The sequence below is a fragment of the Marivibrio sp. genome (assembly GCF_040218065.1).
Classification (GTDB): domain Bacteria; phylum Pseudomonadota; class Alphaproteobacteria; order UBA8366; family Aestuariispiraceae; genus Marivibrio.
In genome coordinates this window covers 249,386-263,688 of record NZ_JAVJQE010000008.1, presented here as the reverse complement: position 1 = coordinate 263,688, position 14,303 = coordinate 249,386, and the positions used below count along the sequence as shown (strand labels likewise).

17 protein-coding genes are annotated in these 14,303 nt (G+C 69.1%); 6 read left to right on the top strand and 11 right to left on the bottom strand.

What is annotated here, in order from left to right; translation table 11 throughout:
• Positions 1-10: 10 nt before the first annotated feature.
• From arsB to RIB45_RS07550, 6 genes are read right to left on the bottom strand one after another with little or no spacing between them, the layout of a single operon-like run.
• Positions 11-1,054, bottom strand: coding sequence for an ACR3 family arsenite efflux transporter (gene arsB / locus RIB45_RS07575; RefSeq protein ID WP_350049640.1), 1,044 nt, complete (start codon positions 1,052-1,054; stop codon positions 11-13).
• Complete coding sequence (locus RIB45_RS07570; protein WP_350049639.1) at positions 1,051-1,401, bottom strand: ArsR/SmtB family transcription factor; 351 nt, start codon at positions 1,399-1,401, stop codon at positions 1,051-1,053. Before RIB45_RS07570 ends, arsB begins: the two co-directional genes overlap by 4 nt.
• Positions 1,391-2,653, bottom strand: a complete 1,263-nt coding sequence (arsJ, locus tag RIB45_RS07565; RefSeq protein ID WP_350049638.1) for an organoarsenical effux MFS transporter ArsJ — start codon at positions 2,651-2,653, stop codon at positions 1,391-1,393. The genes RIB45_RS07570 and arsJ overlap by 11 nt, the downstream gene beginning before the upstream one ends.
• A 5-nt stretch (positions 2,654-2,658) precedes the next feature.
• A complete protein-coding gene (locus RIB45_RS07560; RefSeq protein ID WP_350049637.1) occupies positions 2,659-3,678 on the bottom strand; it encodes an ArsJ-associated glyceraldehyde-3-phosphate dehydrogenase in 1,020 nt (339 codons plus the stop codon).
• On the bottom strand, positions 3,675-4,193 hold the full coding sequence (locus RIB45_RS07555; RefSeq protein WP_350049636.1) for an arsenate reductase ArsC: 519 nt from the start codon (positions 4,191-4,193) through the stop codon (positions 3,675-3,677). Before RIB45_RS07555 ends, RIB45_RS07560 begins: the two co-directional genes overlap by 4 nt.
• Entirely contained in the window at positions 4,190-4,540 is a 351-nt protein-coding gene (locus RIB45_RS07550) for an ArsR/SmtB family transcription factor (protein WP_350049635.1), read from the bottom strand. Before RIB45_RS07550 ends, RIB45_RS07555 begins: the two co-directional genes overlap by 4 nt.
• A 111-nt stretch (positions 4,541-4,651) precedes the next feature.
• On the opposite strand from RIB45_RS07550, the gene RIB45_RS07545 reads away from it, so the two are divergent.
• Together RIB45_RS07545 and RIB45_RS07540 are read left to right on the top strand one after the other, a co-directional pair.
• A complete protein-coding gene (locus tag RIB45_RS07545; protein ID WP_350049634.1) occupies positions 4,652-5,353 on the top strand; it encodes a DUF1194 domain-containing protein in 702 nt (233 codons plus the stop codon).
• A 106-nt stretch (positions 5,354-5,459) separates the two neighbouring features.
• A complete protein-coding gene (locus tag RIB45_RS07540; RefSeq protein WP_350049633.1) occupies positions 5,460-5,702 on the top strand; it encodes a hypothetical protein in 243 nt (80 codons plus the stop codon).
• Between the two features lie 15 nt (positions 5,703-5,717).
• On the opposite strand, the gene RIB45_RS07535 is transcribed toward RIB45_RS07540, so the two are convergent.
• The gene (locus RIB45_RS07535) at positions 5,718-6,674 is read right to left on the bottom strand and encodes a 2-hydroxyacid dehydrogenase (RefSeq protein ID WP_350049632.1); all 957 of its coding nucleotides are present in this window, start codon (positions 6,672-6,674) and stop codon (positions 5,718-5,720) included.
• 226 nt (positions 6,675-6,900) lie between these two features.
• On the opposite strand from RIB45_RS07535, the gene RIB45_RS07530 reads away from it, so the two are divergent.
• Positions 6,901-7,725, top strand: a complete 825-nt coding sequence (locus tag RIB45_RS07530) for a universal stress protein (RefSeq protein WP_350049631.1) — start codon at positions 6,901-6,903, stop codon at positions 7,723-7,725.
• A 24-nt stretch (positions 7,726-7,749) separates the two neighbouring features.
• Here the strand turns inward: RIB45_RS07530 and RIB45_RS07525 are convergent, their stop codons facing one another.
• The 3 genes from RIB45_RS07525 to RIB45_RS07515 all read right to left on the bottom strand — a co-directional run bounded on the left by RIB45_RS07525 (position 7,750) and on the right by RIB45_RS07515 (position 10,917).
• Entirely contained in the window at positions 7,750-8,580 is an 831-nt protein-coding gene (locus RIB45_RS07525; RefSeq protein WP_350049630.1) for a D-glutamate cyclase family protein, read from the bottom strand.
• Positions 8,581-8,585: 5 nt separating this feature from the next.
• Positions 8,586-10,082, bottom strand: a complete 1,497-nt coding sequence (locus RIB45_RS07520) for a M48 family metalloprotease (RefSeq protein ID WP_350049629.1) — start codon at positions 10,080-10,082, stop codon at positions 8,586-8,588.
• Between the two features lie 400 nt (positions 10,083-10,482).
• The gene (locus RIB45_RS07515; protein WP_350049869.1) at positions 10,483-10,917 is read right to left on the bottom strand and encodes a nucleoside deaminase; all 435 of its coding nucleotides are present in this window, start codon (positions 10,915-10,917) and stop codon (positions 10,483-10,485) included.
• Between the two features lie 155 nt (positions 10,918-11,072).
• On the opposite strand from RIB45_RS07515, the gene RIB45_RS07510 reads away from it, so the two are divergent.
• Genes RIB45_RS07510 through bluB form a run of 3 tightly spaced genes read left to right on the top strand, consistent with a single transcriptional unit; the run spans position 11,073 to position 13,283 of the window.
• Complete coding sequence (locus RIB45_RS07510) at positions 11,073-12,062, top strand: pseudouridine synthase (RefSeq protein ID WP_350049628.1); 990 nt, start codon at positions 11,073-11,075, stop codon at positions 12,060-12,062.
• Positions 12,063-12,069: 7 nt separating this feature from the next.
• Positions 12,070-12,633: a 16S rRNA (guanine(966)-N(2))-methyltransferase RsmD gene (gene rsmD / locus RIB45_RS07505; protein ID WP_350049627.1), complete on the top strand. Its 564-nt coding sequence runs from the start codon at positions 12,070-12,072 to the stop codon at positions 12,631-12,633.
• Positions 12,630-13,283 carry a 5,6-dimethylbenzimidazole synthase gene (gene bluB, locus RIB45_RS07500; protein WP_350049626.1) on the top strand — a complete coding sequence of 218 codons (654 nt, stop codon included), beginning with the start codon at positions 12,630-12,632 and terminating at the stop codon, positions 13,281-13,283. Before rsmD ends, bluB begins: the two co-directional genes overlap by 4 nt.
• A 58-nt stretch (positions 13,284-13,341) precedes the next feature.
• On the opposite strand, the gene RIB45_RS07495 is transcribed toward bluB, so the two are convergent.
• Complete coding sequence (locus RIB45_RS07495) at positions 13,342-14,298, bottom strand: calcium/sodium antiporter (protein ID WP_350049625.1); 957 nt, start codon at positions 14,296-14,298, stop codon at positions 13,342-13,344.
• Positions 14,299-14,303 lie beyond the last annotated feature (5 nt).

The window sequence follows — 14,303 nt, the reverse complement described above, 5'->3', positions numbered from 1 at the left end:
CCGAGCCGCCTCAGGCGGGAAAGAAGCGCCGCGTCCGGTTGGCGAGCGCAACGAGCGAGAGCATCACCGGCACCTCCACCAACACGCCCACGACGGTGGCGAGCGCCGCCCCCGACTGGAGGCCGAACAGGCTGATCGCGACCGCGACGGCGAGTTCGAAGAAATTCGAGGTTCCGATTAACGCGCACGGCGCCGCCACCGCATGCGGGATCCGCCAGGCCCAGGCGGCCAGAAAGGCGATCAAAAAGACGCCGTAGGATTGGATCAGGATGGGGACCGCGATCAGGCCGATGACGAAGGGCTTTTCGACCAGCACCGGGGCCTGGAAGCCGAACAGCAGCGTGACGGTCGCAAGCAGCCCCAGGATCGACGCCGGCTTGATACGCGCGGTGAAGCGCGCCACCGGATCGCTCGATGCGCCGCTTTGCAGGAGACGCCGGCGCGTCCAGGCCCCGGCGGCGAGCGGGACCACGACATAGAGCCCGACCGAGAGCAGCAGCGTCTCCCACGGGACGCTGAGATCCGTCACCCCCAGCAGGAAGGCGACGATCGGCGCGAAGGCCGGAACCATCACCAGATCGTTCAGCGAGACCTGAACCAGCGTGTAGGCCGGGTCCCCGCGGGTCAACTGAGACCAGACGAAGACCATCGCCGTGCAGGGCGCGGCGCCCAGGATGATCAGACCCGCAATATATTGCTGCGCGTCCGCCGGCGCGATCCAATCGGCGAAAACCCCTTCGAAGAACAGGACGGCGAGCGCCGCCATGGTGAACGGCTTGATCAGCCAATTGACCGTCAGCGTGACGACCAACCCCTTCGGCTTCGCGCCGACGGCGCGCAGGCTGCCGAAATCGACCGCCACCATCATCGGATAGACCATCGCCCAGATCAGCAGGGCGACCGGCAGGTTGACCTTCGCGATCTCCAGCGCCGCGAGACCCGCAAAGACCTCCGGCGCGACGAGGCCGAGCCCCACGCCGGCCGCGATCGCCAGCGCCACCCAGATCGACAGATAGCGCTCGAACGCGCCCATCGGCGTCGCCGTCTCACTCATGAACGGGTCTCCCACCAGACGGCGGCCGGGCCGCACAGCTCCGGCCGGCCGTCGCAACAATCCTGCAGCAAGGTGCGCATCAGATCGGCGATCCCGCCCTCATCCGCGCGATAGAGGATGCACCGTCCGTCGCGGCGGCGCGTCGCCAGACCGGCGCGGGTCAGCCGGTCGAGATGAGGCGAGAGCGCGTTCTCCCGCACCGCCAACCGCTCGGCGATCCGTCCCGCGGCAAGGCCGGCCGGGCCGGCCTCAATCAACAGGCGCAACGCCTCAAGCCGAGTCTCATGGCCGAGCGCGCCGAGCCGCTCCAGCGCGGCGGCCTCGTCGACGCGCGCCTCATCCGTCATGGGCCGCCTCTTGACTCCGGGCGGGCGTCTCGGGCCGCAACAGGAAGGCGAGCGCGGCGGCGATCGCGACCATCGCGGCCGAGACCCACAGGCAAGCCGTCAGCCCCGCCGCCTGATAGACGAGACCCGATAGCAACGTCCCGGCAAACCGCCCGACGGCGTTCGCCATGTAATAGAAGCCGACCGACAGCGCGACCTTGTCGCGATCCGACAGCGCCACGATCAGATAGGAGTGCAGCGAGGAATTGACCGCGAAGACCGCGCCGAAGACGAACAAGCCGCCGATCAGGACGGCCCCGTCCGACGACCCCTCCCCCGGGTCGCCGCCCAGCAGCGCGGCGAGGCCGGCGGGGATCGCCGCCAAGGCCAGCCCCCACCAGCGCGCGCCCGTCGCGGCCTCGCCCGCGCCGGCGGATCGGCCGATCAGTCGCGGCGCGCCGGCTTGTACGATCCCGTAGCCGATCACCCAGGCGGCCATGAAGGCGCCGACCTGATCGAAGCGCCAGCCCAAGACGTCGTAGAGGAAAAGCGGAACGCCCACCACGAACCACACGTCGCGCGCGGCGAACAGAAAGACGCGGGCCGCCGACAGGATGTTGATCGCGCGCGATTTCGCGAACAGCTCGCGCCGCGCGATCTTCTGCTTGGCGCGCCCCAGATCGGCGCGGATTCCGGCCAGCGCAGCGATCAGCACCAGGGCCAACGCCCCCGCCATCAGCCACAGCCCCGCCTGGAAGCCGAGCGTCTCCAGCAGCAGGCCGCCGAGGAAGAAGCCGACGCCCTTGAGCGCGTTCTTCGAGCCGGTCAGCAGCGCCACCAACTTGAACAGCGGGCTCGACGCGCCGTCCCCCGCCTCGTCGGCGACGACCAGCTTCACCGCACTTTTCGAGCTCATCTTGGTGAGGTCCTTGGCGACGCCGGAAAGCGCCTGCGCCCCCATGACGTAGGCCACCGACAGGCCGAGCGCCCAGTCCGCCGAGACGAACGAGAGCGCCGTCAGCGCGACGATCTGCGTCGCGAGCCCGAGATAGAGCGTAAGGCGCAGCCCGTAGCGCGCGCCGATCCAGCCGCCGAAGAAGTTGGTGACGACGCCCATCGCCTCGTACAGCAAGAACAGGAAGGCGAGGTCGAGCGGCGTGAAGCCCAGCGCATGGAAGTGCAGCAGCACCAGCATGCGCAACGCGCCGTCCGTCAGCGTGAAACCCCAATAGGCGGCCGTAACGGCCGCGTAGCTGCGTCGGTCGGCGGTCATGGCGCTCACACGTCCTCGGCGATCCGCAGCGCCAGATCGGCCATCCGGCTGGCGTAGCCCCACTCATTGTCGTACCAGGCGTAGAGCTTCAGGTGCGACCCGTCGACCACCAGCGTCGAGGGCGCGTCCAGAATCGCCGAGCGCGGATCGTCGACATAGTCGGCCGAGACAAGCGGCCGGTCCTCCACCCCAAGGACCGCGCCAAGCGGGCCGGCGGCCGCATCCCGGAACAACTGATTCACCTCTTCCGCGGTCGTCTCGCGCTCGAGCTCGAACGCGCAGTCGGTGAGCGAGGCGTTGAGCAGCGGAACCCGCACCGCATGTCCGTCGAGACGACCCTGAAGCTCCGGATAGATCAGCCCGATCGCGGTCGCCGAGCCCGTCGTCGTCGGGATCAGCGAGTTGAGCGCCGAGCGCGCGCGGCGCAGATCAGACTTCGGCGCGTCCACCATCACCTGGGTGTTGGTGACGTCGTGGATCGTGGTGATCGACCCGCGGCGGACGCCGATCCCCTCATGCACCACCTTCACCAGCGGCGCGAGGCAATTGGTGGTGCAGGAGGCGGCCGTCACCAGATGATGCCGGTCGGGGTCGTAGAGATGATCGTTCACCCCGACGACGAGGTTCAGCGCCGGTTCGGTCTTCACCGGGCAAGCGACCAGCAGCTTTTTGACGCCGCCGTCGAAATAGGGCTGCAGCGCTTCGGTCGTCTTGAACTTGCCGGTGCACTCCAGCACCAGATCGACGCCGAGGCCCGCCCAATCGACGGCGCCGGGCGTCTTCTCCGCGCTGTAGGCGATGCGCCGCTCCTCGACGATCAGGGCGTCGCCGTCCGCGCGCACGCCGCGACGCCAGCGGCCGTGCACGCTGTCGAACGCCAGCAGATGCGCCGCCGTCTCGGCGTCGCCGGCGATCTCGTTCACCGTCGCGATCTCCGCGCCCGCCGCCTCCAGCCGGTCCCACAGCGCCCGCAGGCTGAGCCGCCCCATGCGCCCGAAGCCGTTGATCCCGATCCGAACGCTCATGCGTTTTCTCCGTCCTTCGCCCCGACGGCCCCAATATCGTCCAGGTGCCGCTGGAGCGTCAGGCGATCAAGGCTTGCAAGGGGCAGTTCGGCGAAGACCCGGATGCGGTTGTTCAGCATGCGGTAGACATCCGCGAGGAAGGCGGCCTTCTCCGCCGGCGTTCCGGCGAAGGCGATCGGATCCGGCACGCCCCAGTGCGCCGACATCGGCTGGCCGGGCCAGACCGGGCAGGGCTCCGCGGCGGCCTTGTCGCAGACGGTGAAGACGAAGTCCAAGGCGGGCGCGTCCGCGCCTGCAAACGCCTCCCAGCTCTTCGAGCGCAGCGTCTCTGTGGGCCGGTTCAACGTCTTCAGAAAGTCGATCGTCGCCGGATCGACGACGCCCCGCGGCAGGCTGCCGGCGCTGTAGGCGGCGAAGCGCTTGCTGGGATGGGCGTTCAGGATCGATTCGGCCATGATGCTGCGGGACGAATTGCCGGTGCACAGAAACAGGACGCTGTAGGGTTTCTCGCTCATACTCCGGTCTCCTCTCGATGCGCCGGCGGCTCAGCGCAGCCCGCCGGCAGGCAGAGTTCCGGCCGACCGCCGCAGCAGTCGGCCAACATGTACCCGGTGAGCGCGCTGACGCCCGCCGCATCGACCTGGTAACGCCGCATCCGCCCCTCCGCTCGCCCCGCGATCAAGCCCGCTTCCTCCAACACAGACAAATGCGTCGAGAGCGTGTTGTGCGGAACGCCCAGAGCCTCGGCCAGCTCGCCGGCGCTGAGCCCCGCCCGCCCGGCCGCCACCAGACGGCGAAAGGCGGCCAGACGGGTCGGCTGGGCGAGCGCCTTGAAGGCGCGGGCGGCGTCTTTCTTGTCCATATTTCGTGAATTATCGACAAACTAAACTCGGCGCAAGGGCGAATCCGTTTCCCAGCCGCCTGCGAACGACGGGAGAGGACACCGGCGCCGGGGCGTCCTATATCTTGAGCCATGCGACCGCTGCTCGCCCTTCTCGCCTTGGCGTTGGCCGCCGCGCCCGCGGCGGCCGAAGAGCGCGTGGATCTGGAGTTGGCGCTGGCGGTCGACGCCTCTTTCTCGGTCGATGAAGCGGAGTTTCGCCTGCAGATGGACGGCGTCGCCGCCGCCTTCCGCGACCCTGAGATCCAGGAGGCGATCGCAAGCGGCCCGATCGGCGCGATCGCGGTGGCCTTGGTCGTCTGGGCTGAACCAACCATCCCCAAGGATCTCGGCCCCTGGATGCGGATCGCCGGGCCGGCTGACGCCGAAGCCTTCGCGCGGCTGGTCGAAAGCTTTCCCAGACGGGTCAGCGGCGGCACCGGCGTCGGCAGCGGGATCGGCGCGGCGGCGCGCTGGATGGGGCGCAACGGCTATGCAGGCACGCGCAAGGTGATCGACGTCTCCGGCGACGGCAAGGAGACGCCGGCGCGAGACTATGTCGTGCTGCTGCCCCAGGCGCGGGCGATGGCGGACAGTCTGGGCATCACGGTCAACGGCCTCGCGATCCTGAACGAGGAGCCCGAGCTCGACCGATATTATCGCGAGGAGGTGGCGACCGGATTCGGGTCATTCGTCATGACGGCCGAGACGATGGCGGACTTCCCGGACGCCATGCGGCGCAAGCTCAAGCGCGAAATCGAGCACAAGCCGGAAGTCGCGCGGGCGTTGCGATAAACATCCGCAAGACGAAAAGGGGCGTTGCCGGCCGCCCGCCTCGGTCTATGTTAAATTACCCCGGCCGTCCGCTGATCGGTGTGGCAGAACCAAAGCGAGGCGCGCGATGTACAAGAAAGAATTCCGGCTCAACATGCGGGAGCTCGAGATCATCGAGGACTGCCTGCGGCAACGGGTGAGCCACTTAGCCATGCGCATCCACGATGCGCAGGAGGCGACGATCCACAGCGAAGACAGCGCCATCATCAAGGCCGACCTCGAGCGGCTGCGCGAGATCAAAGATCTGCTGGGCGAGATTCACAATCAGAAGATTTGGTTTCACCCGAAGGAGAACGTGCCGCTCGGCTGAGCGGGACGCGGCCCCTCAATACCCTTTCTCTGGATCGACGACGCCTTCGGGGGTCTCGCCCCGCTCGAAGGCGCGAATCGCCGACACGAGCCGGGCGACACCGGTCTTCACCCGGGTGATGCTGGCGACGTGCGGGGTGACCGTGATCTTCGGGTGCGCCCAGAAGGGATGGTCCTGCGGCAGCGGTTCGGTGCGGAAGACGTCCAGCGTCGCACCCGCCAGCCGGCCTGACTCGAGCGCGGCGATCAGGTCCTCTTCCACCAGATGCTCGCCGCGCCCGACATTGATCAGGTAGGCGCCCTCCGGCAATTCGGCGAACAGCCCGGCGTTCAGAACATTCTCGGTCTCCGCCGTGCGCGGCAGGAGGTTCACCAAGATGTCGGTGCGCGCCAGCATCGCCGCGCGCTCCGCGTCGCCCGCGTAGCAGTCGACGCCGTCCATCCTCTTTCGGCTCTTCGCCCAGCCCGCGACCTGAAAGCCGAAATCGCGCAGCGCGGCCGCACAGTCGCTTCCCAGAACGCCGAGCCCCAGGATCCCGACCGTCACCTCGTCGACCAGCGGTTCGGTCCCGTGGGGTCCGCGAATCTCCGGGCGCCAGACCCGCTCGTTCTGCTGACGGATATACTCCGGCATCTTCAGATGGGCGTTCAACGCCTGGGCGACGACGAACTCCCGCATGCCGCGGGTCAATCCCTCCTCCACCATCCGCGCGATCGGAAGATGCGCGGGAAACTCCGGATCCGAGGTGATGTGATCCACGCCCGCCCACAACGATAGAACGGCTTTCACGTTGGGATAGGCGGCGATCGCGCCGGGCGGCGGTTTGGCGGCGATGACGAAGTCCACCGCCGCCGGGTCGAGGTCGCGCGTCTCGTCAGGCCAGACGCGCAAGTCCAATTCGGGGTCTTGGCCGCGGATCTCCGCAGCCCAGGTGGCGGCGCTTTCGGCCCGGCTGATCAGGACGACCGTCATGTTCGAATGATCCTCATCTCGTTGCGTGAAGAGAGCGCGGCGGGCGGCGCGCGGAATACGATCCCCGCCTTGACTAGCAAGCCTTGACCGTCGGCGCCAGACGCGGGCGGCGCCTGCGGATCGATTGACCCAAGTCAATGACCCCGCAGCGCGCAGGGTCAAGAGTGGCCTGTACGATCGGGCCGCGCCGGCGGCCCGCGCAACCGATTTTAGGGAGGCCTACCCGATGACCCTCAAGCGGCTTTTCGTTCACTACGACGCCAGCGCGCGCGCCGACCGCGCCCTCGACATGGCGCTGCGTTTGGCGGACGCGCACGACGCGCATCTGATCGGGTGCGGGGTGGAGGCCTACCCGTCCATGCCCGGCTTCGTCGGCGCCCAGGTGCCGGCCGAGATCTATGAGACCGTCGCCGCCGAGATTCAAAAGAAGCTGGACCACTCCAAATCCGCTTTCGACGAGGCGTGCCGCAAGGCCGGTCGCGAGGATCGCAGCGAATGGCAGCAGGTCGACGGCGACCCGGCGCACGCGCTTGCGCTCGCCGCACGCTGCACCGATCTGATCGTGCTCGGCCAGTCGGAGCCGGATCAGGACCCCGCGCACATCCAGGCGCTGCCCGACGACATGGTGATGAGCGCGGGCCGCCCCATCCTGGTCGTCCCCTATATCGGCGCGCCCAAGACGATGGGCGAGCGGGTCTGCGTCGCTTGGACCAACACGCGCGAGGCGGCCCGGGCGGTGATGGATTCGCTGCCGCTGCTGCAGAACGCCAAGCAGGTGGACGTGGTCACCGTCAACCAGTCCGAGCGCGGCGACATGCCGGGCGCCGACATCGCGCGCTGGCTTTCCGCCCATGGCGTGGAGGCGACGCTTCAGCGCTTCGACAGCGACATCGACCCGGCCGCCGCGATCCTCAATCACGTCAGCGACAACGGCTGCGATCTGATCGTCATGGGCGCCTACGGCCATTCCCGCCTGCGCGAGACCGTGCTCGGCGGCGCGACGCGCACCGTTCTGCGTCAGATGACGGCGCCGGTGATGTTGGCGCACTGACGAGGGGCGGGCGCGGGCGCCTCATCATCCTCGCGCGCGGTCGATCTCCCAATCGGTGATCAACCGTTTGCCGGGCGGATTGATCGCAGCGAACCGAACGCCGGCAGCCAGCAAGGCGGCTTCGGCCGTGCGGGCGCTCGCCCAGAAGACCGGAACCTCGCCGTCGCGTACGCGCGACGGCGGGTTGAGGTCCGGCTTGGACAGCCGGTCGATCCCGATCGCACCGGGATCGCCGAAATGGACAGGCGCGCCATGGCCTTTCGGAAAGCGGCTGGCGGCCTCGATCGCACGGATGGCGTCGGCTGGGTAGAAGGGGCGCATGCTGACCCACATCCGCGCCCCGAAGGGTCCCGCCTTCTCCATCGGGATGTTGGTCTCGTACAGCGGCGCCGCGTGCGCTTCTGCGCGGTGGCGCAACTCAAGTCCGGCCTGCAAGAGGCCGATCTCCAGGGGCTGGGCGGTTCCGAGGGCGAAGGCGACCAGATCCGGGCGCCAAAGATCCTCGATATCCGGCGGCTCGTCCGGCGCGACGACGCCCTCTTCCACGACGCGATAGGCCGGCAGATCGCGGGCGAGGTCTATGTCGGCGCCGAGTTGCGGACAGCGCCGCTCTCCCGGCCGGCTCATCGCGAGCAGCGGCAGCGCTTTCGGGTTGCGCTGGCAGTATGTCGCAAACGCCAGCGCCTCCTGCTCCGGCAAAAGTACGAGCGCGGTCTGCAAACGCCCGGCCGCCAGGCTGCCGGTGGGTCCGTCGTACAACCCGTCGCGCAGCAATCGGCGCGCCGCCGTCGGCGAGCGCCCGGCGTCGGCCGTCGGCGGCGCCTCGTCCTCGTCCGCGCGCGTCGCCTGCGTCATCGCGTTCAGCTCGCAACCGTCTTGACGAGACCGCCGGAGGGCGGCGTCTGCCCGCCGGTCAGGTCGTTGAGCACGCGGAACATCTCTTCATTGTAGCGGCCGTGAGGCATGCCGCGCGACAAGCCGGCGACGGTGTCGCCCGGCTGCACCGGGACCACCAGCAGACGATGCGCCGTGATCCGCGCCGCCTCTTCGGGGTCCAGGCGCCGGAAGGAATAGGTCGTCTCGCGCAGCGCCTGACTGAAGCGCTCGGTCGCCTGCGGCTCGGTGATGAAACGAAAACGGTAGACCTGCTCGCCGTCGAAGCGGATCGCGACGCCGCGCAGATCGACCGGCCCCTGGTCGCCGTTGAGCCGCGCCCAGCCGGTCGCCGCCTGGAGGCCGTTGACGTTGATCGGCTCCAGATCCTGGAGCCGGATCTGCGCGCCAGACCAGTCCTGCTGCAGATAGGCCTGCATCGAGCGGCTGGTCGGAACCTTGGCCCCGTCGAAGAGGATCGTTGCGGCGCGGTCGGGGCTGAAGGCGACGACCTGATCCGGCGCGTTCAGGAGCGTGAAGTTTTCGGGCGCCGTAAAGGCGAGGCGCAGATCGGGATGCTTGAAGGCGGTCCCGTCGATGATCCCTTGCGAGGGGTCGTCGCCGTAAAGCATGCCGTCGATCTGCGACAGATACGGCTCGCGCGCGACGCGGGTCGCGCCGGGGGCTGCGCCGACCGCTTGCTGGCGGGCGCGCTGGACTCGCTCGATGGTGCGCGGGTGCGTCGCCATCAGGTTGGTTTCATCCACCACGCCGGGATCGCGCCCTTGGATCTTCGCGTGGACTTGCGTGTATTCGCGCAAGGTGGCGAGGAACGTGCTCATCGCGTCCGGATCGTAGCCGGCGCGGCTCATGTAGCGGATGCCGAGGCTGTCGGCCTCGAACTCCTGCTCGCGCGAAAAACTCTGCAGGGCCAAGCCCGCCGCGGTCGAGCCCGCCTGCGCCAGCGCCCGCGAGCCCGTGGCGACCGCGCCCAACAGCACCAGCCCTTGCGCCAATTGGCTGGAGCTGACGCGTTCCGCCGTATGACGGGCGTTGACGTGCCCGATTTCGTGGCTCAGCACGCCCATCAGTTCCGCTTCGTTGGACGCGAAGCTGAGCAGACCGCGCGAGATGTAGACGAACCCGCCGGGCAACGCGAAAGCGTTGATGATCGGCGAATTGACGATGGTGAATTTGTACGGGAATTCCTGATATTCGGCGTAAGCCGCCGCGCGCTCTCCCAGCCGGGCGACGTAGCTTTGCAGTCGGGGATTCTCGTACTCGCCGCCGAATTGCTTGACGAGCTTCGGATGCTCGCGCCGGCCGAGCTCGATGTCGTCTTGGATCGACATCAAGCCGGTGAAGCTGGTGTCGCCCGTCGCCCGGTTGGTGCTGACGCAGCCGCCGAGGCAGCCCGCCGCCGCGACGCAAACCCCCGTTTGGAGGAACCCCCGGCGACTGAAAGATCGGGTCTTATCCTGCATGACGCCCTCTTGGGTGACGCTCGGCGGAGCCGAAACCGACCCGCGCCCGCCTCTGAGCTTTCATCGTCGCCAGCCTGCCCCAGGCCGCGCCGACTGGCCAGCCCCCGTGCGATGCCGGCCGACTTAGAACCAACGGATTAGGTTGATTGATCTACACACGCAAAAGGGTCCTGAATCGGCTTGACGACGCTTTTCTCACCTTTAGGTTCGCGAACGGTTAATCTATAGTGTGGTTAAAGTTTGACGGATTTCCGACCCAGTTGCGCCCCAGCGCGCGCCGGCCGTCATATGAGATCACACGGGCTTCGGCCCGATGTGAGGCGTCCTGCGGCTCTCGCTGACCCTCCCCACCCTCAAGCGGGGGCCGCAGGACCGACCTTCCCCCTCTCCAGCGATCGCCTCACCGGCGCGCCGAAAAGAATTCTTTTAACAGTCGCGCCGCGCGGGTCTCCTCGACGCCGCCGACCACTTCCGGCGCGTGGTGACAGGTGACGCGCTCGAAAAAGCGCGCGCCGTGCTCGACCCCGCCTCCCTTGGGATCGTAGGCGGCGAAGACCAGCCGCGCGATCCGGGCGTGGCTGATCGCGCCGGCGCACATGGTGCAAGGCTCCAAGGTGACGTAGAGATCGCAGTCGGGCAGCCGCGGCGCGCCCTTCGCCGCGCAGGCCGCCCGGATCGCCAGGAGTTCGGCGTGGGCGCTGGGATCCTTGTCCGCCTCCGTGCGATTGCCCGCGGCGGCCAGAATGCGCCCCGTGGCGCGCTCCACCACAACGGCGCCGATCGGCGCTTCGCCGCGCAGAGCCGCCGCCTCGGCCTCTGCGAAGGCGGCCGCCATCGGGTTTTCGCCTGCGCCGTCGCCAGCGCCCCCCGCGCCGGGCCGCGGCGACGCTTGCGCCGGTCGCTCACGCATGGCTTTCTCTCGTCGTCCATCCGAGCGCGAGGCCCAAGCCCCGCGCCGGACCCTTATAGACCGGAAGGTCCCGAGCCGCCATGACCGCGTCCGATCCGCCCTCTCCCGACGCTTCCGCCGCCGCGTCCGCCGGCGAGCGGCAACGCATCGCAAAGCGGATCGCGCGCGCCGGCCTGTGCTCGCGCCGTGACGCCGAGCGGTGGATTGAGGCGGGTCGGGTGCGTCTCAACGGCGCCCTTCTGAAAAGCCCCGCCGTCGATGTCGGGCCGGAGGACGAGATCGTCGTCGACGGCAAACCGCTGCCGGCGGCCGAACCGGCGCGGCTGTGGCGCTATCACAAGCCGCGCGGTCTGGTCACCAGCGCGCGCGACGAACAGGGGCGCGCCACGGTCTTCGACAATTTGCCCCAGCGTCTGCCGCGCGTGGTCAGCGTCGGGCGCCTCGACATCAATTCCGAAGGCCTATTGCTGCTGACCAACGACGGCGAGGTCGCGCGTAAGCTGGAATTGCCGTCGACCGGCTGGTCGCGGCGCTATCGCGTTCGGGTGCACGGGGCGGTCGATCCGGAAAAGCTCAAGACCCTGGCCGACGGCGTGACGGTGGAAGGCGTTTCCTACGGCCCGATCCGCGCCGAGGTGGAGAAGCAGCAGACGACCAACGCTTGGGTGCTGGTCTCGCTCCAAGAGGGCAAGAATCGCGAAGTCCGCCGGGTGATGGAGCATCTGGGCTATCAGGTGAACCGGCTGATCCGCATCGCCTATGGGCCGTTCCAACTCGGCCGCCTCAACGCCGGCGAGGTGGAGGAGGTGAGCCCGCGGGTTCTGCGCGAGCAGTTGGGCGAGGCGAAGCGCATCGTCCCCGGCGAAGGCGGCGCCGCCAAGGCGAAGCCGAAGCCGGTCAAGCCCGGCCATCGCAAGGGACCCGGCTTCAAAACCGGGCGCAAGAAGCCCGCCGCCAAGGGCGGCTCCAAGAGGGCGCCTGCCGCGCCGCCCGCGGACGCGCCCGCCGGGGCCGCCAAACGGACGGGCCCGAAAGGCGCCGCCCGACGCGCGCCCAAGCCGAAGAGCTGACCGCTCGATGCGCATCGTCGCCGGCCGCCTGCGCAACCAGCGCCTGGACGCCCCGCCCGGCAAGGCGACGCGGCCGACCGCCGAGCGGGTGCGCGAGAGCCTGTTTAACATTCTGGAGAACGGGCGCTTTCGCGGCTTCCTGACCGGCGCGCCGGTGTTGGACCTGTTCGCGGGCAGCGGCGCGGTCGGGCTGGAGGCTCTGAGCCGCGGCGCGGCGCGGGCCTATCTGATTGAGACGGACCGCGCGGCCTTGCGGACGATGGAGGACAACATCCGACGCCTTGGCTTGGACCAGGCGGCCCGGGTCGTGAAAGCGGACGCAACGAAGCCCCCGGCGGCGGCGGAGGCGTGCGCGCTGGTCTTCCTCGACCCGCCCTACGGCGAAGGTTTGGCCGAGCCGGCGCTGGCCGGCGCGCGCGCGATGGGTTGGCTCGATCCTGAAGGGATCGCGGCTGTGCAACTGCATCCGAAAGACGCCTTCACTCCGCCGGACGGGCTGGTCGTGATCGACGAGCGCCGCTACGGCGCGGCGCGGCTTGTGCTGCTCGAAAGTGCGGAGGGCGGGGGATGAGCGAAGCCGAGCGCGAGACGCCCGTCTTCGACGCCGACTTCCGCGCGCGCTTCGAGACGCTGTTGGCCTGGCGGCGCGACGTGCGCCGATTCCGCCGCGACCCGCCGCCGGAGGACTTGGTGGAGCATCTGCTCACTCTGGCCGCCCGGGCGCCGTCGGTTGGATTGAGCGAGCCGTGGCGCTTCGTCCTGGTCGAGAGCGCCGATCGGCGCGCGGCCGTGCGCGCTTCCTTCCAGCGCTGCAACGAGGCCGCCCTCGCCGGTTACGAGGGCGAAAAGGCGAAACTCTACGCAGGGCTCAAGCTTTCCGGGCTGGAGGACGCGCCGGTCCATCTCGCCGTCTTCGCCGAGGAGGATCCGGACCAGGGCGCGGGCCTCGGCCGCCAGACGATGCCGGAGACGGTGCGCTACTCCGTCGTCTCGGCGATCCAGACGCTGTGGCTCGCCGCGCGCGCCCACGGCGTCGGCCTCGGCTGGGTGTCGATTCTCGAGCCGGAAGCCGTCGCGCGAGCCTGCAACGCCGCCGCGGATTGGATCCTGATCGGCTATCTCTGCCTTGGCTATCCGGAGCGCGAGAGCGAAACGCCTGAATTGCAACAGGCCGGATGGGAGGAGCGCCGCGCGGCGGCGGCGCGGATCTTTCGGGTGTGATCCCGTCGCGTCGCCGACGGAGAGGCGAGCGAGTCCGGCGGCGACGGAACCGCTCCGATCACACCGCGCCCGCCGCCAGCCAGGCGAGATAGCCGATATAGCCGGCGAACAGCGTCGCCCCCTCCCAGCGCGAAAGGCGCGCGCCCGATAGCGCGAAGACCAGCATCGCCGCCGTCGCCCCCAACATGACCCAGATGTCGAGGGTCGCGATCTCAGCCGGGACCGAGATCGGATGCACCAGGGCGGTGACCCCGAGGATGCCGAGAATGTTGAAGATGTTGGAGCCGAGAATGTTGCCGAGCGCCAGATCGCCCTGGCGGCGTAGCGCCGCGATCAGGCTCGCGGTCAACTCGGGCAATGAGGTGCCGATCGCGACCACGGTAAGACCGATCAGCGTCTCCGACAGCCCGGCGGCGGCGGCCAGATCGATCGCGCCCGTCACCAGAAGGCGCGCGCCGAGCAAGGTGAGGAGGAGACCGCCTGCGGCGAGCGCGCCGGCCAGCCACAGGTTCTGCGGCGCCGGCCCCGCAAGCTCGGCCTCGCCCGCATGCAGGGCTGCGGCCGCGTCCGGGGCGCGCCGTTCGCGGCGGATCGTGTAGACGAGATAGCCGGCCAACAGCGCCAGCAGGCCGACGCCGGCCAGCCGGCCCGCCTCGCCCCACAGGACGACCGCCAGACAGGCGAGGCTGGCGATCGTGAGCGCCGCGCCGTCGCGCCAGAGCGCCTCGCGCGCGGTCGGGATCGCGGCGATGGCGGCGGTCCCGCCCAGGATCAACAGGATGTTGGCGATATTGCTGCCGACGACGTTGCCGACGGCGACGCCGGGCGCGTCCTGCAAGGCCGCGGTCAGGCTGGTCAGCAGCTCGGGCGTCGAGGTGCCGAAGCCGACGAGCGTGAGACCGATCAACAGGGGCGACACCCCGAGCCGGCGCGCCGCTTGCACGGCGCCGCGGACGAGCGCTTCGCCGCCCGCGACCAGACACACGAGACCGAGAGCGATCAACAGATAGGACATGGGAG